The following is a 21,681-nucleotide window of genomic DNA, read 5'->3' as shown; positions in this document are numbered from 1 at the left end:
CTGTCTCAAGAGTCGATTTTTTCGACTAAGAGACGCCCCTTTTGCATTTTATCTGCGGGATATTCGCGGATTTGTCCGTTCCGGATAGCTTTAAGAATTAGGAGTTGGGTACGCTACAAACACATCCGCAAAATCTCCGCCACATCTGCACTGGTCAGCTGCTTAAAGCTTCCAATCGGCCCAAAGGGCGTAGCCTTTTCCGCCATTACTGGCAGTTTTTCCTCGCCGATTTTGTAATCCGCCAAGCGGGTCGGCGCACCGATTCGGGCGAAGAAGGCCTCCGTCGCTTCAATTCCGGCCAGAGCGATCTCTTCCTCCGATTTTCCTGACGGGTCGACACCCCATACCTCTACGGCAAAGCGCTTAAACCGGCTCACATTTTCACGGTAGACATAGCGCATCCATTTGGGGAATATGATTGCCAGACCGCCGCCATGCGGGATATCGTAGACGGCACTTACGGCGTGCTCGATTTTGTGGGTGGCCCAGTCTGTTTCGACACCGACGGGCAGGGTTCCGTTCAAAGCCATCGTGCCGCAGTACAGGATCGTAGCACGAGCGTCGTAGTCCTCGGGGTTTGCCAGGACCCGTTCAGCCGTTTCGATCACGGTTTTCAGAATCGATTCGGCAAACCGTGTCTGCAGCGCGATCTCCTCTGTATGGCTAAAATACTGCTCAAAGACGTGTGACATCATATCGCAGATTCCATAAATCGTTTGATCGCGGGGAACGGTGAAGGTGTGCTCCGGGTCCAGAATCGAAAAGGTGGGAAATGTGGTACTGGCGCCCAGCTTCTCTTGCGTCTCCCAATTCGTCACAACGCTGCTGCGGTTCATCTCTGAGCCGGTTGCTGCCAGTGTCAGCACGGTTCCGAGCGGCAATGCTGCCTCAGGAACGGCTGTACGCAGGTAAAAATCCCAGACGTCGCCTTCATACGGCACGCCCACAGCTACTGCTTTGGCCGCGTCAATCACGCTTCCTCCACCCACGGCCAAAATCCACTCCACATTTTCCTGACGGCAGATCTCGATCCCCTTTTTCACCGTCGAGAGACGCGGATTGGGCTCCACACCGGAAAGCTCATGCACTCGGCATCCAGCCTCCTGCAGCAAGCCGACGACTTTGTCGTAAAGCCCCGATCGTTTGATGCTCCCTCCCCCGTATACCAGCAGCACCGAAGTTCCGAGCTGCCGCGCTTTCTCTGTCAAATGGGACAATTGTCCCTTTCCAAAGAGCAATTCAGTGGGATTATGATAAATGAAATTGTTCATCAGGAGAGCTCCCTTCACGACTTTTTCCCCTCTATTGTAGCGAATCCAAAGCGTTCAAACCAGTTGCCCGCGCTTTGCAAAGTGCAATCTTCCAAAGCAGAAAAAACGGCAGATGTCGAACACATCCCGGAAGAATTGCCAATTCGACAAGAAATGAGAGATTTAGTGGATACCATCATCGAAACAGGGTGGTATAATAGATGGGATGACTATTCTTGTTGTCGCCTCATGCAACTGCTCGCGGCAAATGCCGGAGAATGTACGCAAGCGGTGTCGGAAAAACGGGCGACTGACATGTCTGCCTCGTCCGTCATTTGCAGGCGTACCCAAAAATCAAAGATCTGCCGAGTAATTGATAGATGGATCTGACAATGTAGGATGTGATTTGCTTGATCGAGATGTTTGACGTATGGAAGACTTATCCCAATGGTACCAATGCCCTCAAAGGGATTAATATTCGCATCGAAAAAGGTGAATTTGTATACGTGGTCGGCCCGAGCGGTGCAGGAAAGTCCACGTTTATCAAACTGATGTACCGCGAAGAAAAGCCGACCAAGGGACAGATTTTTCTCGGCGGCTTCAATGTCAGCCGCATCAAGGAGCGCCAAATCCCGACCGTGCGCCGAAGCATCGGCGTAGTCTTCCAGGATTTTAAACTGCTCCCGACCTTGAGTGTGTTTGAAAATGTAGCATTTGCGATGGAAGTGATCGAGGCTTCTCCCAAGCAGATCAAACCGCGAGTCATGGATGTGCTGGGACTCGTCAAGCTGAAGCACAAGGCGAAAATGCTGCCGAGAGAGTTGTCCGGCGGAGAACAGCAGCGCGTTGCATTGGCGCGGGCGCTGGTGAACAATCCCGGCATCATCATCGCGGATGAGCCGACCGGTAACCTCGACCCCGAGACATCCTGGGAAATCATGAAGCTGTTTGAGGAAATCAATCAGCGGGGGACGACGGTCGTCATGGCTACTCACAACAGAGAAATCGTAAACACCATGAGAAAGCGGGTTATTGCCATCGAGGCGGGACAGATTGCCCGTGACGAACAGAGAGGGGAATACGGTTATGAAGATTAGAACGCTGGGCCGTCACGCCCGTGAAGGGGTCAAAAACCTCGTCCGGAACGGTTGGATGACCTTTGCTTCCATCAGCGCCGTGACCATTACTCTGTTAATCCTCGGTGTTTTTCTGGTTTTGGCCATGAACGTCAATTTCTTCGCACAAAACGTCGAAAAGCAGGTGGAGATTCGCGCCTTTATCGACACGCTGGCGACAAAAGAGAATATTACTTCTTTGGAACAAAAGATTAAGGCGATTCCCAAGGTAGCCTCTGTTCAGTTTATTCCCAAAGATGAAGGGCTGAAGCAATTTAAGGAGAGTATGGGGGATAAAGCCTATCTGTTTGAAGGATTAGAGAAGGGAAATCCGTTGCCTGATACTTTTGTCATCCGGACCAAACAGCCGCAGGACACGGCACAGGCTGCCGATGAAGTTAAAAAGCTCGAACTGATCAGCAGCGTCACCTACGGTGAGGGAACGGTAGAAAAGCTGTTTGCGGCAACCGGCGCGGTTCGCAACGTAGGGATCGGCTTTATCATCGGTCTTGGCTTTACGGCGATGTTCCTGATTGCCAATACGATCAAACTGACGATCGTAGCCCGCCGCCGGGAGATTGAAATCATGAAGCTGGTAGGCGCCACCAACTGGTTTATCCGTTGGCCGTTTTTTGTCGAAGGCTTGCTGATGGGGATTGTCGGTGCGTTGATTCCCATCGTTCTGCTGATTGTCAGCTACCACTATGTGGTCAAAGCGATCAATGAAAGCATGATCGCCTCTCAATTATTCCAACTGTTGCCGCTGTTCCCACTCGTGTACCAAGTGTCCCTCGCCTTGCTGGCGATTGGCGCTTTTATCGGGATCTGGGGCAGTCTGGTGTCCGTACGCCGCTTCTTGCGGGTGTAATACATACTAGGGAGGAGAACCATGAGGAAGAAGATACTGTTATCCATTCTGGCGACCGGTCTGTTGACCGCGTCCGTGGCACCAATCACTGTTAGCTGGGCAGCCAGCCAGTCATCCCTAGACAAAATCAACCAGGAATTAAAGGCGATTCAGCAGAAAAGAAATGCGCAAAAGAAACAGGTAACAGAGACGGAGAATAAGATTGCATCTGTAAAAAAGCAGAAAAAGGATCTGGAAAATGAGCTGATGGCGATCGATCTTCGCCGCAACGAAACCCAAAACAAGCTGGACAAGCTTGAAGCGGAGATGGAAGTCACCAAGGTAAAGGCAGCGGAAGCGCAGGATCATCTGGATGAAGCGAAGGACCGCGTCGCCAAACGTGACAGTTTGCTTCGAACCAGGGTAAGAGTGATGTATGAGCGCGGCAATGTCTCGTATCTCGATGTGCTGCTCGGCTCCTCCGATTTCGGCGATTTCCTCACGCGCGTTCAAGGCTTGAAGCTGATTTTGGAGCAGGATACCAAAATTTTGGAAGATAATAAGCGCGACAAGGATACGATAGAACAGAAGAAGAATGAAATTGATCATCAATTGACCGTCTATGCGGGGATGTACGAAGATGCGGAAAATCTGAAAGCAGAATTGGACAAGCAGTACAAGCGAAGCGCCGTCGTGAAGGCGGAGCTGCAGAAGCAGGAAGTGGAGTTGAATGAAAGCCTGGAAGAATACGGACAGCAATTATTTGCTCTTGTCAAACAGGAAGAGGCCAAGTACGCTGAAAAGGTACGTTTGCTCAGTGCCAGCAGCAACGGTTACAAAGGCGGACGCCTGGGATTGCCGATAGACGACGGCCTTTTCCGCTGGTCTTCCGGTTTCGGTGTCCGCAAAGACCCGTTTACCGGTAAATCTGCTGGGCATAATGGAGTAGACATGGCAGCGCCAAAATCAACCCCGATTAAAGCGGCAGAATCGGGATACGTGGTTTTCGCCGGATACTACGGAGGCTTCGGCAACGCGGTGATGATCAAACACAGTCCGCAAATCACCACGCTATACGGCCATATCCGTGAGGGTGGCATCAAGGTTTCCGTGGGACAAAAAGTGGAGAAAGGCCAAAAGATTGCAGAGGTCGGCTCCACCGGCCGCTCGACCGGAAATCATCTGCACTTTACCGTATATCAAAATGAAGTGGCTGTAGATCCGATGCCGTTCCTGCGCTAGGCTTGATCCGGAGATCTTTCGGCAATATTGGCTGCCAGAATCGCATACACTAGCTGCATACCTTTTCCACCGGGGAGCACAAAGGATGGTGTCGTGACAATGAAATGGAATGGACGTTCCGTATTTGCCCTCGTGCTCGTTTCCATGGTAGCCAGCAGTTTTTTGACCATGGGATTGCTAAAAACATCTGCCAGCACAGGTAACGCACCTGCTATTACGGCTGCGGCAGGTTCTTTGTTTAGTGGGGGCCAACAAGAGTACCCGAAGGAATTTAAAAAACTGCTTGATGCTTTCTCTGCCATCAAGCAAGAGTACATTCAAGACGTAACGACAGACCAGTTGGTGGAAGGAGCCATCGGCGGCATGGTGGGCTCGCTGAAAGATCCGTACAGCGACTACATGGACCCGAGCTCAGCGCAAGAATTCAATTCGACCCTGCACTCCACCTTCCAGGGGATCGGGACAGAAGTGACGATGCAAAACGGACGTGTGACCGTGGTTTCACCCTTCAAGGGTTCCCCGGCCGAACGTGCGGGCTTGCGTCCCAATGACCAGATTGTCAGTGTAAACGGAGAGTCGCTCGAAGGGCTGGACCTCCACCAGGCCGTCACCAAGATCCGCGGACCCAAAGGAAGCAAGGCCGTCCTGCAAATCATCAGGCCGGGTGTCCCGGAACCTTTGACCATTGTCTGCATTCGTGACGATATTCCGATTGAAACAGTGACCAGCCATGTGATGGAGAAAAATGGAGTAAAAGTCGGTGTGATCAACCTGACACAATTCTCCTCGGAAACGGCGAAGCATTTTGCAGACCAACTGGCAGATCTGGAGAAACAGGGAATTGGCGGTTTGCTGATCGATGTTCGAGGCAATCCAGGCGGTTATCTGTTGGCTGTAAAAGAAATCGGTGAGACACTGATACCGAACAAGGGAAAAATTGTAGAAATCGAGTACGGTTCAGCCAACAAGCAGCGTGAAGAATACTTCTCCAAGCTGGACGCGGCCAAACCGTATCCAATCGCTGTACTGATCAATGGCGGCAGCGCGAGTGCGTCCGAGATTCTCGCCGGAGCCTTGAGCGAAAGCGGCGGCTACAAACTGATTGGGGAAAAATCCTTTGGTAAAGGCACCGTGCAAAGCACCATGGAGATGGCGGATAAGAGTCAACTGAAGCTGACCATTGCCAAATGGCTCACGCCGAAAGGAAACTGGATTCACGAAAAAGGCATCGAACCGGATGTCAAGGTAGAACAACCGGCATACTTTAATGCTACACAGCTTCCGGCAGACAAGGTGCTGGGCAAAGACATGGCAGGCAATGATGTGAAAAACCTGCAGTTGATCCTGACAGGTCTGAACCTGCCAACCGGTCGTGATGATGGATACTTTGACGAGAAAACGGAGCAGGCCGTAAAGAATTTCCAGACGGCTCACAAGCTGCCGACTACCGGTGTGGTGGATCAGGCGACACGGACGGCTATGGAAGACAGCCTGCGTGAGGAAATGCGCAAACCGGAAAACGATCTCCAGCTGCAAAAAGCACTTGAGGTTGTGGCCCAGCAGGCAAAAGCAAAATAATCCAGGAGACAAAGGCAGGGAATTACCGCCTTTCCGTAGAAATGGTAACCACGGCTGAAAGCGGCCGTGGTTTTCTTTTGAACGGTATGAGTAGCTGTTCACATGTGAGGTGTAACAGATGACAATGCACGGAGATATTCTGTCGATACTTGCAGGGTTTGGCCGTTTCTTTCTGAACCCTGTCTTTTACTTGTTTTTGCTGTTGATTTATTTGCACTACCGACGTCAGATGCTTTTGGAAAGACAGCTTTTTGCCGTTCGCATTCAAAGCCCTCTCCAGCAGACGGTACGCGCCCTCGGAATGGGGGTGGCAGGGGGTCTGTTGATCTCATGCTTGTCGGCGGCTCTGGGAATTGTCATCCAGATGCAGGATTTATGGCTGTTGTGGGGACTGGCTGCTCTGTTGGCCCTGATCAGATTGCGTTATCTTTGTTTTGCCTATGCCGCTGGCTTGTTAGCCATTTTCCAACCAGTGGCGAGCCTTCTGCCCGGACTTGAAAGTGCGCCGGTGATCGGAGGGGTGTGGAACATGATCGCTCAGGCAAAGCCTATGCCGCTTCTAGCTTTGGTGGCCATCATGCATCTGATCGAGGCGCTCTTGGTCCGTTGGAACCGAGGGAGAGACGCTTCGCCATTATTTGTAGAGGGACAGCGCGGGCGGATCGTCGGCGCCTATCTGCTGCATTCCTTTTGGGTGACGCCGCTCGTGCTGTTTGTTCCCGTAGATGCGGGCGGATTTAGCGGTACGCTGTATTCCGGTTGGCCCTTCTTTGCATCCGGTGCAGCGTCCTATGGTCTTTTGCTGCTCCCCTCGGTTACCGGCTTTTCTGCGCTGACACAGACGGAAACAGCCGAGCGAAAGGCTGGGCAAATTTCCAGACAGCTGACAGCCTACGCGCTTTTGCTGCTTGGACTCACGGCCCTGGCTTTATTGTGGTCGCCGCTGACCTTCCTGGCAGCACTGTTCGCACTCCTGGGCCATGAAGGCTTGTTCTGGCTGGGCGAGTGGCAGGAAAGACAAAAAGCGCCTTACTTTATTCAATCCTCACGCGGGGTGAAAGTGATGGCCGTGTTGCCGGGGACACCTGCGGAGGAGATCGGGATTCGTCCCGGTGAAATCATCGTGAAAGTAAATGGACAAGCTGTGCATAAAAAAGAAGACCTTTACCCTGCCCTGCAGGTCAACTCCGCCTTTTGCAAAATGGAAGTATTGACGCTGGAAGGAGAGGTCAAATTCGTGCAATGCGCCGTCTATGCAGGCAACCATCATCAATTGGGGATCATCGTCGTACCGGATGCGTCCACACGTGTGTTCGTGGATATGCAGCAGGCAAGCGTTGTGCAGTTGGTAAAGCAAAAGCTGGAAAAATTGAATCTTGGTGCGTGAAAAGAGCGTGCGCGTCTTGTTTGCAACTCCCGGGTTGAAATGGCTGGCAGTCAATTCAACCCGGTTTTTTGTCGTTTGAAAACTCTTCAGAATTGTTCATTTTAATTTATGGTGAGGGAATGTAACGAGACCATTTATCCGGCCGTCTTATGAGCGAGTAGAAAAAGGAGGAATTAACCAGCATGAACAGATACAGAAAACATGCCGTGAAAATATGTGCCGGTGTAGTGGCAACAGCCGGTCTGCTTTCGTTCCCGCTTGCCTCTTCCTCGCTTGCGCTGGCAGCGAACGCAGAAACACCCGTAACACCCACTCCTGTACCGATCTCTAAGGGGATTCAAAATGTAACGCGGCTGCTCCCTGACTTGAAGAGCATGTCCGTGCAATACGAGGGACCCGTCGACGGACCAGGTGTCAGCGGTGATATGGTGTCATTCGTAACGGCATCCAAAGCGGCAAACGCGGCAACGAACAACCGGGCCATTTTTGATTCACAGACTGGCAATCTGTTGGTGCTGGAGCTGCAGCCTGCGGAGGAGAAAGGTCAGACAGGCAAACTCAGCGATGAAATGGTCAAGACAAAAGCGGCTTCTTTCCTCTACGGCCTCCATCCATATGGAAAAATGTACGAAGCGAGCAGTGTGACCCGTCAAGACGGTACCTCTGTCGTCCGCTTTGTCCGTAAACATAATCAGATCGCCCTGAGCGATCCCTATGATTGTTTGGTGACAGTCGATGCGACCGGACGGATTGTCGGCTTCCAGACGTTTAGCGGTGCCATGTACGAAACGATTGATCCCAAAGGTATGCCGTCTGCCCAGCGCGTGATGTCCTATGCGACGGCGATGCAGCGTTATACGGAATCAAAACCGCTTGAGCTGGTCTATCTCGTCGAGGATCAGTTGCAACCTGCAGCTGCTGTGGAAAATGAAAAAATACAAGCGCCGCTGAAAGCCCATCTGGTTTACGCAGTCAAAGGCGGAATCGTCAAAGGATCGCATACAGGAAGTGCTCTTGATGCGATGACAGGAAAAACGATGTCAACTGCGGACGACCAAGCGAAGACGCTCTCCATCACAGGAAAAGGCAACTATGCGACTCTGAAGTCTGAGGCAGAAGTAAAAGCCTTTGCCAAGGATATTACAGGAGTGGACCTGGGCAAGTTGCCGCTCACTGACTTCTCCTATGACCGGGGTGACGGGAAAAAGGCGCAGGTCTACCTGTGGGGAAGCTTTGACAAAGAGATTGCCGACGAGGAAAAACCATTTCACCTGGGCCAATTTCCAAGCGATGTAAAGGCAGACAGCAAGCTGCATATTCTGGTCGAGGTGGATGAGAAGACCGGAAAGCTGATTCGCATGGTGAAAAACGACGGAACAGAGCCGCGGAAACAGACGGACAAGGCAAGGGATTTGAAAGCAGCGGTGTCCTGGATCGAGCGCTTGCTGCCGGCAGGGGCGCAGCAGTTCCGCATCTATGATGCCGGTACGACGGAAATGAGCCGCTGGATTGCCGACCCGCTCAAAGAAGGAGTGCCTGTTTATCGGAAAGGACAGTTCACAGAAGACGGGGCATTTGTCATCGCGGTCAACCCGGTGAACGGTTCCATTCTCGAGCTGACTGCAGAACCATATGATCAAGTAACCTATCCTGAACGGAAAAAAGCCGTTACGGAACAGGCAGCTCTGTCCGCACTCTTAAAAGCGTACCCGCTTGAGCTTTCATACGTGAAGATCTGGAGCAAGGCAGAAAGGGCAACGGAAGCAACAGAGCCAGCACCGGAGTGGAAATTGGCTTATGACTTGTCCTTCCGGCAGTCCCGCGCACATTGCTTCTGCGGGGGAGAGGAAAAAGTGGACACGACGGTTTACATCGATGCCTTGACTGGAAAAGTGGTTGTAGATGAATAAATGAGATTGTGCATTGGCAGCCATATTCGCATGTTAAAAACCGTTCGGGGATGAAGCCGAGCGGTTTTTTCAGAGCGACAGTATTGGTTTCAGGTTCCTGCCACAGGGAAACGAAATATCAGCAAAATTCCCCAATCACAGAGAGTTAAGTATTTCAGGGTGTCGTGATTCCCAATCTCGACTGATTTTCCAATCACCATTTTCGTTTACAATGTCCGCCTGGCATTTTACGGTTTCAGATTTTGTCTCTTTTTTATCATAAGAAGTATAAGTAAGCGTCATCGTGTAGCTAACTTGAAATTTGTCCGTATCTTTTTCGATTTGATCAATAACAACACTTTCTACGAGCACAGTATAGCTCTTCTCAGCTGAATGAACTGCTGTATAAGCATCTCGATTATTTACAAACAATTGGTGTGTATGATCGGTCAAATACGGCTTAACTTTTTCGTTAATTTCATCCGCTACTTGCTGTCGATTTGAGGTAGTAATGGTGACAGGTTCTATTTGATATTGGGCCTGCTTATAGCTGGTAATAAGCTTAGATGCATTCTCGCCTGGTTCTGCAGAAGATGAGCAACCAAGTAAGGTGAAGAACAACAGCACAAAGGTGATAAGGAATTTCACTTTCATTAATCGTCCTCCTTTAAATGACTTAACATTTACCAGATTATACCACATATTCCACGGTATATATCCCGGTAAAAGCGTTATCTTTTAGCCGATTTAAGGGGCAAAATGAAAAACACCGTCACGGTGTTGATAGCACCATGCCGGTGAAGTACTTGACGGTTCCCTTCGGTATATCGGCTTAGCTTACTTGCAAAGTGTGCGAAATGACCGCCTTAGCCAGCCACAGCTCAAGGGTGGTCATTTCTTTTGATCAAGGCAATGACGATAATAAAAGCCACCGGCTAAGCCGATGGCTATAGCGATACGAATAGAGGCTATATGAGGAAAGTGGTTCTTAGGTATAGGCTTGGGCCTCGTATCCCGTAATTTGATTCAGCTTCACCTTTTTCCCGTCGTCCAGGACAAATTCGACCAGACCGTTTTTCATGCTGACCGCTTTGATCAGCCCGCTGCTCTCGGTTGTCGACGAGCTGCCGTCAGGCTGCGTATTCGACTCGGTAAAGGTGATGGAGTAGCCGATCATCTGCGCGTATTGCAGCGTATGGTCCATGGGCAGGTTTTCCGGCTTGACCGACATCCCGGTAATATTCTCTACGCCGATGGAAGACCCATTGTCCAACTGAAATTGAACGGCATTGTTTTTCATGGTAAAGCCGACGATCACACCGTTTTTGATCTCGTCTACCGTGCTTGACTGTCCATTTTGATCTACCTGTCTGGACTCCTTGTAGGAGACCTCTTTGCCGATCATGTCGGCGTATTTCAGACTGTTGTCCAGACTGTTGCCGGAGAAGCCTTTGGACTCCAGGCCTTCAACCCAGTCGCGGGCAATAGGTGTTGGCTCGTCTTTCATGCGGAAATAGATTTTCCCCTGATCGAGGTAAACGGACTCGATCATCGCTGTTTTTTTCGTATGTGTGACATCTCCAGTCAGCTCATCTTTCTGCTGCAGATCATAGGTGGCTGTTCGGCCGATCAGGTTTTCGTATTCACGCAGGGTAAGCATGCTGTTGTTGGATTGCTCCATCAGCATGGTCATTTTGGTCAGCTTTTCGACCATCGTCATCATGCTGGTCTGCTGCAGGAATTGCGAGTTGTCCATTGGCGAGAGCGGGTCTTGCTGCTTCAATTGCTCCAGCATCAGCTTCATAAAGGCGTTCTGGTCCAGCTCGGTGGAGAATTCCTTTTTTCCTTTGTAGCTGAGATGGGGCTGTATATTCGAACTGTTGTTGACTTTGACTGTATCTGACATGGTGAACCTCCCTGTCTTTGACGGGTGCTTCAATGCAAAACGTTCTTCTTTCAAAGGTATCGGCAAATGGGGCTCCAAAGTAAAGACAAACATTTGTTCGAATTTCCGGCTTATTTTTTGAACGAATGTGTTATAATGGAAATGAGATGTGACAAGGAGATGAACGAGGGAATGGACCGTTTTGAATTGGTATCGGAGTTTCAGCCGTCCGGTGACCAGCCGACAGCCATTGCCGGTCTGGTCGAAGGAGTGCTGGCCGGCAAGCGGCATCAGACACTCCTGGGGGCGACAGGTACGGGGAAGACCTTTACGGCTGCCCAGGTAATTGCCCAAGTGAACAAGCCGACGCTGGTCATGGCCCACAACAAGACGCTCGCTGCGCAGTTGTGCGCCGAATTCAAGGAGTTTTTCCCGAACAACGCCGTGGAATACTTCGTCAGCTACTACGATTACTATCAACCGGAAGCGTACATTCCCCAGTCGGACACGTATATAGAAAAGGATTCCAGCGTCAACGACGAGATCGACAAGCTCCGCCACTCCGCGACGAGTGCGCTGTTTGAGCGGCGCGATGTGATCATCGTCGCTTCGGTGTCTTGCATATACGGCTTGGGTTCACCGGAAGAATACCGGGAGCTGCTGCTGTCGCTGCGTGTTGGCATGGAAAAAGGCCGGGATGAGATCCTGCACCGTCTGGTGGACATCCAGTACGACCGCAATGACATCAACTTCACCCGCGGCACATTCCGCGTCCGTGGAGACGTGGTGGAGATCTTTCCGGCGTCCCACAGCGAACAGGCCATTCGCGTCGAGTTTTTCGGTGATGAGATCGAGCGGATTACATCCATTGATGTCCTGACCGGAGAAATCTTGGGGCAGCGTGATCATGTCGCGATCTTCCCTGCTTCCCACTACGTCACGCGGGAAGAGAAGATGAAGCGTGCAGTTCAAAACATCGAGCTGGAGCTGGAGAAAAGACTGGCGGAATTCCGTGAGGCCGGCAAGCTGCTGGAGGCCCAGCGTCTGGAGCAGCGCACCCGCTACGATATTGAGATGATGCTGGAGATGGGCTTTTGCTCCGGCATTGAAAACTACTCGCGTCACCTCACGGGCTTGCCCGAGGGGCACGCGCCGTATACCTTGATCGATTATTTTCCTGATGATTTTCTGCTCATCATGGATGAGTCGCATATGACACTGCCGCAGGTTCGTGCGATGTACAACGGGGACCGCGCCAGAAAGGACGTCCTGGTAGAGCATGGCTTCCGCCTGCCGTCCGCGCGCGATAACCGCCCGCTTAAATTTGAAGAGTTTGAAGCCAAGGTACACCAGGCGATTTACGTGTCAGCTACGCCTGGACCCTATGAGCTGGAGCGTTGCCCAGAGGTCGTACAGCAGGTGATCCGTCCGACCGGTCTGATCGATCCTACCGTAACTGTCCGCCCGATCAAAGGGCAGATTGACGATCTGATCGGAGAGATTCAGGCGACGATTGCCAAAGATGAGCGTGTGTTGGTCACCACCCTGACGAAAAAGATGTCGGAAGATCTGACTGACTACCTGAAGGATGTCGGCATCAAGGTGCGTTATCTCCACTCGGATATCAAGACGATTGAGCGCATGCAGATTCTGCGTTCCCTCCGTCTTGGCGAATTTGACGTGCTGATCGGGATTAACCTGCTGCGGGAGGGCTTGGACCTGCCGGAGGTCTCGCTTGTCGCGATCCTGGATGCGGACAAAGAGGGCTTCCTGCGCAACGAGCGCTCTTTGATCCAGACGATTGGCCGCGCTGCCCGGAATGCTGAGGGACGGGTCATCATGTACGCGGACAAAATAACGGATTCGATGCAGGCGGCGATCCGCGAGACTGAGCGCCGTCGTGCGATCCAGACAGAATACAATGAGAAAAACGGAATTACGCCGCAGACGGTCAAGAAGGCGGTCCGTGAAGTCATCGAAGCGACCAAAGTAGCGGAAGAGAAAGCGGACTACCTGCCGCATGCAGAATTTAAGAAGATGCCGAAAAAAGATCGTCTGCTGGTAATCGAACGGATGGAAGAAGAAATGAAAGAAGCCGCGCGCAACCTTTTGTTCGAGCGCGCAGCCGAATTGCGTGATTTGATTCTTGAGCTGAAGGCAGAGCTCTAAGGAGAGGTAACGACATGCCATTGGAACATATTGTGGTAAAAGGTGCCCGTGCTCACAACCTGAAAAACGTCGATGTCGTCATTCCGCGTGACAAATTCGTTGTGCTTACGGGATTGTCCGGCTCGGGTAAATCATCGCTTGCATTTGATACGATCTATGCAGAAGGACAGCGCCGGTACGTGGAGTCGCTTTCTGCTTACGCCCGACAATTTCTCGGGCAGATGGACAAGCCGGATGTGGACTCGATTGAGGGACTGTCCCCTGCCATCTCGATTGACCAGAAGACGACCAGTCGCAATCCGCGATCCACGGTTGGAACTGTAACCGAAATCTACGATTACCTGCGCCTCTTGTACGCCCGTGTCGGCAGAGCCATCTGCCCGCATCACGGCATCGAGATTCAGTCACAGACCATCGAACAGATGGTGGATCGTGTGATGGAATACCCGGAACGCACTCGTTTGCAGATTCTGGCGCCGATGGTGCAGGGACGAAAAGGGGAGCATGTCAAGCTTCTGGAGGATATCCGCAAACAGGGCTTTGTCCGCGTGCGGGTAAACGGAGAGATTCGCGATCTCTCCGAAGAAATCAAGCTGGAGAAAAACAAAAAACACAGCATCGAGGTCGTCGTAGACCGGATCGTGGTCAAACCGGATGTACAGGCGCGTCTGGCTGATTCTCTGGAGACAGCGCTTCGTTTGGCGGACGGGAAAGTGATCGTGGACGTCATGGAACAGGAAGAGCTGCTGTTTAGCGAAAAGCATGCCTGCCCGATCTGCGGTTTTTCCATCGGTGAGCTGGAGCCGCGCATTTTCTCCTTCAACAGTCCGTTCGGTGCCTGCCCGGAGTGCGATGGATTGGGTGTCAAGCTGGAGGTAGACCCGGATCTGGTCGTCCCGGATATCACGAAATCGCTGAATGACGGAGCGGTCGGGGCCTGGGAACCAAAATCCTCCACGTATTATCAACAACTGCTGGAGTCAGCCTGCCGGCACTTTGGCATTCGGCTGGATATCCCCTATGAGGAGCTTTCAGACGAACATAAACAGATCCTGATGTACGGAAGCCAGGGAGAGAAAATCCAGTTCCGGTATGAAAATGAGTTTGGACAGGTTCGAGAGGCGACTGTTCCGTACGAAGGGGTCATCCCCAACCTGCAGCGCCGCCATCTGGAGACCAGCTCTGATTATATCCGCGAGCAGATTGAAGGCTTCATGAGCCAGAAGCATTGTCCGGTCTGCAAGGGACATCGCCTGCGTCAGGAAAGTCTTGCGGTGCGGGTGGGAGATCGCAGCATCTCGGAGTTGACGGATCTGTCGATCATCGATGCCCGTCAATTCGTCGATTCGCTGGATCTGACGGAAAAAGAGGCGAAGATCGCCAACCTGATCCTCAAAGAGATCAAGGCTCGCCTTCACTTCCTGATTGACGTCGGTCTTGATTATCTGACACTCAGCCGCGCCGCCGGTACGCTCTCAGGCGGAGAGGCGCAGCGAATCCGGCTGGCCACCCAGATTGGGTCCAGCTTGATGGGGGTTCTCTACATCCTGGATGAGCCGAGTATCGGGCTGCATCAGCGTGACAACGCCCGTCTGATCAAGACTTTGGAGCACATGACCAAGCTGGGCAATACGCTGATCGTCGTCGAGCATGACGAGGATACAATGATGGCGTGTGACTATATCATCGACATTGGTCCTGGTGCCGGCATACACGGGGGAAATATCATTGCCGCCGGAACGCCTCAGGAAGTAATGGAAAACCCTGATTCTTTGACCGGAGCTTATCTGAGCGGACGCAAATTCATCCCGGTTCCGATGGAGCGCCGTCAGCCCAATGGTAAATGGCTGACGATTGAAGGGGCCAAAGAGAATAACCTCAAGAACGTAACGGCAAAGCTTCCTCTTGGTCTTTTTGTTGCTGTGACCGGGGTGTCGGGCTCAGGAAAAAGTACGCTGATTAATGAAATTCTCTACAAAACACTGGCCCGCGATCTGAATCGGGCCAAGGCCAAGCCGGGCGAGCATCGGCGAATTAACGGACTGGAGCATCTGGACAAGGTCATCGATATCGACCAGTCTCCGATTGGCCGGACACCGCGCTCCAATCCGGCAACCTATACCGGCGTGTTTGACGATATCCGCGATCTGTTTTCTTCGACCAATGAAGCCAAGGTTCGCGGCTACAAAAAAGGCCGCTTTAGTTTCAACGTAAAGGGAGGCCGCTGCGAAGCGTGCAGCGGTGACGGGATTATCAAAATCGAAATGCACTTCCTGCCGGATGTGTACGTGCCATGCGAAGTATGCCACGGAAAACGCTATAACCGGGAGACGCTGGAAGTGAAATACAAAGGGAAGAGCATCGCCGATGTTCTGGAGATGACGATCGAGGATTCCCTGGAGTACTTCCGCAACCTGCCGAGAATTGAGCGGAAGCTGCAAACGCTGGTTGATGTCGGACTCGGTTACATGAAACTGGGCCAACCAGCCACGACGCTCTCTGGAGGAGAAGCGCAGCGTGTCAAGCTGGCTTCGGAGCTGTATCGCCGAAGCTCAGGCCGCACACTCTACATCCTTGACGAGCCTACTACCGGCCTGCACACAGATGATATCGACCGCCTGCTGAAGGTCCTGCAACGTCTGGTAGAGAACGGTGATACGGTACTGGTCATTGAGCATAATCTGGATGTGATCAAAACCGTCGATTACATCGTCGACCTGGGGCCGGAGGGCGGTACCCGCGGCGGACAGGTTATTGCCACGGGGACGCCAGAAGAGGTGGCCACCGTGAAGGGCTCCTACACAGGCGAGTATCTGGGACCGATTCTGGAGCGGGATCGCGCGCGTACGCTGGAAAAATGGGAGCAGCTTGTCTCCAAGTAGGGAGGAGACCTGTACCCCTCCTCGATCCAAACTATGTAAGCAGACACATCCAAGGTGAAACAAACCCGGAGTGTATACTCCGGGTTTCAGACTGCCGACAGGTACTTTGTTGACAGTCTGAAACCAGTTTAACTGGTAAGTAAAAGTGACAATTACACTGAGCCTGAACAAATTTTTTGTCAGGCTAGCGTCTTTAGGCGCAGTTTGGCAACAGGGGGTTATACCCCAAGAGCAAACCACCCGTGTGACGGGTGGTTATGATTGGAGACGGCCTGGGTCGGGCAAGACAAACTTCCGCTAAAACACAGTCGTTTATAATGAATTGGCATCAATTAAGGTTTCACCATTGAAAATATATGGTAAATAAGTAATAGTGGAAATAGAAAAATACCACCCAGAGGTGCATTGCATGAAACAAGGAGAACGCCTTCACTATGTCTTAAGTACCATAAAAGAGCGTCCAGGTATAACTGCGGAGGAATTGGCAGATTTGTGCAAGGTCTCGACGCGCACGATTTACCGCTACATCCGAAGCATGGATAACCTCGGCGTCCGTATCGTGACGGAAACGAACAAAGGCTACAAGCTGATCGAATCTCCCGTCCCGACCACATCCCAACTAAGTCCAGAAGAATTTTTGGCGATCTCCCTGTTCCCTCTAATAACGGGCCAGACGAAAATGAAGCAGAACGCCTTGTATAAGCCGTTTGAGTCAGCTATGCAGAAGATTGTGAACCGTTTTAAGGTAAACGATGATTTGCTCAAATTAAGCAAGAAGATACGTATACACGCTCCAAAAGAAGAGCGGGAACAAGAGCAGGTGCTGCAGGCGATCCTGGAGAGCATCGCGCGCGAGGTGACGATCATCTGCGATTATTACACGATGTCCCGTGATTCGCTGACAGAAAAAAGGATGATCGACCCATACGAGCTGGTACTTCGCCAAGGCAATCTCTATGTAATTGGGTACTGCCATACACGGGATGACGTGCGGACGTTCCGGCTGAGCCGCTTCCAGGCAGTGGAGATGACAGAGAAAAAGTACTACGTGCTGGATGATTTCCATGTCGATACCCATTACCAAAATACATGGGGAGCTACGGCAGATGCCGAGCAGGTCACATTCACGATCCGCTTTTCGAAGGACGTGGCACGCTATATCCGAGAGGAGCGCTACCATATTGACGTGCGCTACGAAGAAGAAGCAGACGGCTCCCTCTTGATGCAAGTCACCACGCGAGGCGCAGAAGAGTTCCTCCGCTGGGTCAAGCAGTACGGAGAGCATGCGGTTATCCTGGAACCGAAGGAATACCGGGAAATGATGTTGGAAGAATACAGCGCGCTGGTCAAAAAGTACTTGGAAGAACCCTGTCGGTAGAGCATTCTCTGACAGGGTTTGATTTTTTTAGGGGCGTCCGCATCATTCAATAAACGGATTATACGGGAACTCTTCTATATCAACTCCATCCTTGTCAGAGGGAAACCGAACAGTCAGCGCATACGTGAAATGCGTATGAGAATCATAGACTTTCAGGTGATACCCAAGTGTCTCGTAACGATAGAAGGGGATGGTTGCGTCCAAATGCTCCGTGGGAACGGCATACGTTTTGTGGATATATGAGATGGCTTGGCTAAGTGCCTCCATCCTCCCAGTGATGGTTCCGAAAAACGTCGAGCATCCGCCGACCGACGAGATGGCGAGAACGAGAAGCAGGATGTACGTAATGACTCGTCTGCGCAACGGTTACACCTCCTTTTGTCTAGAACGAAAACACCAGAAACACCTGTTCTCTGACAGGGTTTGTCTTATTCCCTAGTAGGATGAGAGAAAAGAGACGATTCTCTCGTTTCATGGGAAAGGGGCAGGTAGAGATGAACTACATCCTGTTTGACCTTGAATGGAATGCCGTAACGAAGAAGCATCATTGTCCGGAAATCATCGAGATTGCGGCGATTAAGCTAAAAGAGGTGGATGGCATGCTGGTATCCGGCGAGACATTTCATTCGTTCGTCAGGCCTTGCTTTCCTCTTTCTAAGCGAACCAAAAAATTGCTTCCAGTAAAGACTCCCGACACGTGGTTGGCCGGCCGCTTTTTCAAAGTGCTGCAACGATTTCACAAGTGGATCGGCAGGGAGCCGCACGTCCTCGTTTCCTGGGGCCCAGATGACAAAGATGTGTTCAGGAAGAACTGTGAGTTTCATAGGCTTGACGCAAGCTGGCTTGAGCGGCATGTTGATTTTCAACGAATATGCATGGAGCTGTTCCAATTTCCAAAAGGGCAGCAGATTGGATTGAAAAAGGCGGTGGAGCTTATCGGCTCGTCATTCGAGGGGATTCACCACTCTGCAAAAGACGACACCCGAAATACAGTACGCGTATTTCAGGCGGTGTACCGCAAGCTGACACAGAATCAAAATTGGCTGGAAGAAGCACTGCAACCAGTGAAAAAGCAGAAAGAAGAATTTACAGAAGAGTATGTCACCAAGATCCACGAGTTGATCAATAAGCGAATGCATTTGCGGTTGGGGCGAAAGCAGCTTGCGGCTTCGTGTGGCATGAGCAACAAATCATTGTTGAAAATCGAGAATTTGGTCAGAGTCGCTACAGAAGAACAACTGCATTTGCTGGAGACAGAATTGAATAAACTGCACAAGCAGATGAAGTCAGACATGCAGGAAACAGGCAATCTTGATTGCGGGTTCTATTGCATCAAGAATATGTCAGATGGCAAACATACCAACCTACAGGAATCATTGAAATCGATACTGTGAAGGACTCTAGGTTTGTTATTCTGTAAGGAAGTGGAAAAATGAGTTGCGTGCTAAAGATAGCCACTCAAAAATAGCGATTATCACATTCAAGTAAACGAGTCGCAAAAGTATGGTTCTATGGGAAAATTTATCTATAAAGTTATTTACCAAAAGTTGGGTTTGTGGTATAAATATGAATGGTAATGATAACCATCATTTCCGAAAAATACATTTCGAGGGGAGTGACATGTTGAACTACTAGACTAGTAGAATCAACGATTATTATGTTAAAAAATCAGTGGTGGTTAACAGTTTTATTGATCGTAGGGCTTTTATTTGTAAATGCCAATGGTGTTTTCGCTAACACGAATGATGAAGATGAAGGATATATGCAACGAAGTGAAATTGAGCATTTCATGGAAATAACGTCGGAAGATGGTACAGAACAGTCAATGCAAATGATTACTGAACTGGCTAAATATTTGGAAGAACATGAGGAGTACCTATTTGAAGAAGTAGCGTCAATTGTTGATAAATATCGTGTAATGAAAACAACTAAAGATACAAATGCGATTCGATACATAAAGGAAGTAGATCAAGAATCACTACAGAGGGATTTTGAGCGGATAGATGCACTCGCTCGAGAATACTATGATTACTACCAGATACACAATGAGTTCCCGAAAGAAGAGTCTTCAAAGGTAATGACCATAAGAAGTATTGCTACGAGTGAAGCTTTAACAGTATTAAGCAACGCTGGTATTCGTATGACCGAAAGACAGTTGGCAGCACGTTTAGCGGCATTGGGAGTTATTGCAGCGATTGATGGTCCGTTGCCTGTAGGTGATTTTATTGCTCTTGTCACTGGGGCAGTAATAATTAGTGATTACCTAAATGATTATGTGGCAAGAAAGGATCGGCTTGCTAGGGACATTGGAAATAATGAAGGTAGATCCTTCATTAAAGTAGTGACAGAAAGTCTTGTAATTAGTGAAACAGTTGCTTACGAGATTAAAAAGAATAAAATAAAGCATTTTCGAGCTTTCTTGAACCCTGTTGGAGGAGTAATAGTTGGTGATCCGCTGACACTTAGTGAGGCAAGATTATTAGCTCGTCAAGAGAGAGACACATTCAGTGTAAGAAAGGATTATGCTGAAAAAGTTGTTACACAGCCGAACTTTAAATATGTGTATGAGGACCCTCATTACACAGATGGAAGAGGCAGAATTAAGTTAGCCAACCTTCCTCATTTCCATTTAATGGGGAGGGTTAACGGTTCATGGGATAGACTTGAAGGACATCATTTCTTCCCATGGGTAGGAATTTAAGTTGACTTATTGGGCGTAACATTATTTACTGTTACGCCCATTCTTGCTATGATTGCTAAAAAATGGGGGATATAATGAGACTAAAGGTTGTCGAAATTGAAGATATATTAATTGTTGGTATTGAAGTGGATTTGGATTTTGATTGGGACGAATTTTTTGAAGCGCCCAATCCGATATTATCGAAGATTGCTGATGTTGTTGAAGATAATACGTTTTATTATGTTGCGGATGCGGAAAAATCCATTTTTGGCAGGCGAGTTCACCTAATAACGCAAATCCCTGAAGGATGTGTAGTTGTGACAGTGCCTTCTGGAACCTATGCAAGATTGCATAAAAGCCAATCTACGTATGAACATGATATGTTTGCAATGACAAATTATGAATCGATAGAAAAGGTTGAATTCAGAACGATTACCCCCAGACTTGAACACAGTGCTGTGGAGTACTTATTTCGTCCAGTAGAATATTTGCAGGATGCTATTAATATACGTAAGATACCAGTTCTGTCGAAGGAATTGTCGCTTCAATTGCGAGAGCATTACATTAATAAATTTTTTGATGTAAAAAGTAATTGTGTGAAAGATTATTTTTATAAAAGGTACATAACTCAAGGGAAAGGTTATTTATGGAACTTCATCAAAGATGAAAAAAAAGCTGGGTTAACAGTTTCAGAAGTATGGGATTTTTTTAATGAAAAGGAAGAAATATTATTTTTCTGGGATTCTACTAGTTCGATCGGAAGAGAATTCACCCGTAATAAAGTATTTAAACTAAACGCAATACAATTATTGCAATCATACACACGTTTTGCTTTCGATTTGTACATCTTTGACACAACATTAACTTGGACAGTTATTTTTCAACATGAAGAGGACGATGAAGGATACAAATGCTTTCTCATTAAATCCAATTAACATTGCCGCTGTACACGGAATATCCTGTCGGTAGAATCATCTGCTCACGGTTTGTTATTTTTTGGTAACCGATCGTTTCGTAACGAAGGGATGTGATGTTATCATGGAGATGCCCCCTTCATTCTCCCTATGATCGTGCCGAAGAATTTCGAGCATCCCCCGACTAACAAGATGACAGTAGCAAAAATCATAACCAACTTAAATAGTGTTTATCAAATTTTTCCGCCCGAATTCTTAAAGCAAAAGAAGATTGGATAGCAGCAGACCGTTCAGGTGACAACGCGAAGAAAAAGGCTGCAGAAGCTGAGGCAAAAGATGCCCGTGAAAAAGGCGGGAGAATCGGTAGAGATACAAGTATAGATCGTGTTAAAGAGTTGAATGAAAAGATCGAAAAAGCGAAGGATAAATATAGAGAGGCTGAAAAAATTAAGGATCCTGTAGAAT

16 protein-coding genes are annotated in these 21,681 nt (G+C 49.7%); 12 read left to right on the top strand and 4 right to left on the bottom strand.

Annotated elements, in window-relative coordinates:
* Positions 1–113: 113 nt before the first annotated feature.
* Entirely contained in the window at positions 114–1,271 is a 1,158-nt protein-coding gene (locus NDK47_RS24735; RefSeq protein WP_251872369.1) for an iron-containing alcohol dehydrogenase, read from the bottom strand.
* A gap of 389 nt (positions 1,272–1,660) precedes the next feature.
* Between NDK47_RS24735 and ftsE the strand changes: the two genes are divergently transcribed.
* From ftsE to NDK47_RS24705, 6 genes are all read left to right on the top strand, one after another.
* Positions 1,661–2,347 (top strand): cell division ATP-binding protein FtsE, encoded by a 687-nt coding sequence (ftsE, locus tag NDK47_RS24730; RefSeq protein WP_251872368.1) that lies wholly within the window; start codon positions 1,661–1,663, stop codon positions 2,345–2,347.
* Positions 2,337–3,233, top strand: coding sequence for a permease-like cell division protein FtsX (gene ftsX / locus NDK47_RS24725; RefSeq protein WP_251872367.1), 897 nt, complete (start codon positions 2,337–2,339; stop codon positions 3,231–3,233). Before ftsE ends, ftsX begins: the two co-directional genes overlap by 11 nt.
* 21 nt (positions 3,234–3,254) lie before the next feature.
* The gene (locus tag NDK47_RS24720) at positions 3,255–4,454 is read left to right on the top strand and encodes a murein hydrolase activator EnvC family protein (RefSeq protein ID WP_251872366.1); all 1,200 of its coding nucleotides are present in this window, start codon (positions 3,255–3,257) and stop codon (positions 4,452–4,454) included.
* Positions 4,455–4,553: 99 nt separating this feature from the next.
* Positions 4,554–6,032 (top strand): S41 family peptidase, encoded by a 1,479-nt coding sequence (locus NDK47_RS24715; protein WP_251876366.1) that lies wholly within the window; start codon positions 4,554–4,556, stop codon positions 6,030–6,032.
* Between the two features lie 118 nt (positions 6,033–6,150).
* Entirely contained in the window at positions 6,151–7,419 is a 1,269-nt protein-coding gene (locus tag NDK47_RS24710) for a PDZ domain-containing protein (protein ID WP_251872365.1), read from the top strand.
* Between the two features lie 182 nt (positions 7,420–7,601).
* Positions 7,602–9,329, top strand: coding sequence for a hypothetical protein (locus tag NDK47_RS24705; protein ID WP_251872364.1), 1,728 nt, complete (start codon positions 7,602–7,604; stop codon positions 9,327–9,329).
* A gap of 135 nt (positions 9,330–9,464) precedes the next feature.
* Here NDK47_RS24705 and NDK47_RS24700 read toward each other — a convergent pair whose 3' ends face one another.
* The gene (locus NDK47_RS24700) at positions 9,465–9,962 is read right to left on the bottom strand and encodes a hypothetical protein (RefSeq protein WP_251872363.1); all 498 of its coding nucleotides are present in this window, start codon (positions 9,960–9,962) and stop codon (positions 9,465–9,467) included.
* 334 nt (positions 9,963–10,296) lie between these two features.
* Positions 10,297–11,214: a flagellar hook assembly protein FlgD gene (locus NDK47_RS24695; protein WP_251872362.1), complete on the bottom strand. Its 918-nt coding sequence runs from the start codon at positions 11,212–11,214 to the stop codon at positions 10,297–10,299.
* A gap of 171 nt (positions 11,215–11,385) precedes the next feature.
* On the opposite strand from NDK47_RS24695, the gene uvrB reads away from it, so the two are divergent.
* The 3 genes from uvrB to NDK47_RS24680 all read left to right on the top strand — a co-directional run bounded on the left by uvrB (position 11,386) and on the right by NDK47_RS24680 (position 17,622).
* Positions 11,386–13,362, top strand: a complete 1,977-nt coding sequence (gene uvrB, locus NDK47_RS24690) for an excinuclease ABC subunit UvrB (RefSeq protein ID WP_251872361.1) — start codon at positions 11,386–11,388, stop codon at positions 13,360–13,362.
* A 14-nt stretch (positions 13,363–13,376) separates the two neighbouring features.
* Entirely contained in the window at positions 13,377–16,244 is a 2,868-nt protein-coding gene (gene uvrA, locus NDK47_RS24685; RefSeq protein ID WP_251872360.1) for an excinuclease ABC subunit UvrA, read from the top strand.
* 409 nt (positions 16,245–16,653) lie between these two features.
* The gene (locus NDK47_RS24680; RefSeq protein ID WP_251872359.1) at positions 16,654–17,622 is read left to right on the top strand and encodes a helix-turn-helix transcriptional regulator; all 969 of its coding nucleotides are present in this window, start codon (positions 16,654–16,656) and stop codon (positions 17,620–17,622) included.
* Between the two features lie 42 nt (positions 17,623–17,664).
* Here the strand turns inward: NDK47_RS24680 and NDK47_RS24675 are convergent, their stop codons facing one another.
* Positions 17,665–17,985 (bottom strand): hypothetical protein, encoded by a 321-nt coding sequence (locus NDK47_RS24675; protein WP_251872358.1) that lies wholly within the window; start codon positions 17,983–17,985, stop codon positions 17,665–17,667.
* A gap of 131 nt (positions 17,986–18,116) precedes the next feature.
* Here NDK47_RS24675 and NDK47_RS24670 point away from each other — a divergent pair, with 131 nt between their 5' ends.
* From NDK47_RS24670 to NDK47_RS24660, 3 genes are all read left to right on the top strand, one after another.
* Positions 18,117–19,016, top strand: coding sequence for a 3'-5' exonuclease (locus tag NDK47_RS24670; RefSeq protein ID WP_251872357.1), 900 nt, complete (start codon positions 18,117–18,119; stop codon positions 19,014–19,016).
* A gap of 263 nt (positions 19,017–19,279) precedes the next feature.
* Positions 19,280–20,323, top strand: a complete 1,044-nt coding sequence (locus NDK47_RS24665) for a hypothetical protein (protein ID WP_251872356.1) — start codon at positions 19,280–19,282, stop codon at positions 20,321–20,323.
* 74 nt (positions 20,324–20,397) lie between these two features.
* A complete protein-coding gene (locus NDK47_RS24660) occupies positions 20,398–21,237 on the top strand; it encodes a hypothetical protein (RefSeq protein WP_251872355.1) in 840 nt (279 codons plus the stop codon).
* Positions 21,238–21,681: the final 444 nt, after the last annotated feature.

The sequence above is a fragment of the Brevibacillus ruminantium genome (genome assembly GCF_023746555.1).
Classification (GTDB): Bacteria; Bacillota; Bacilli; order Brevibacillales; family Brevibacillaceae; genus Brevibacillus; species Brevibacillus ruminantium.
The sequence above is the reverse complement of the archived record's forward strand: the minus strand, read 5'-3'. Positions and strand labels throughout refer to the sequence as shown.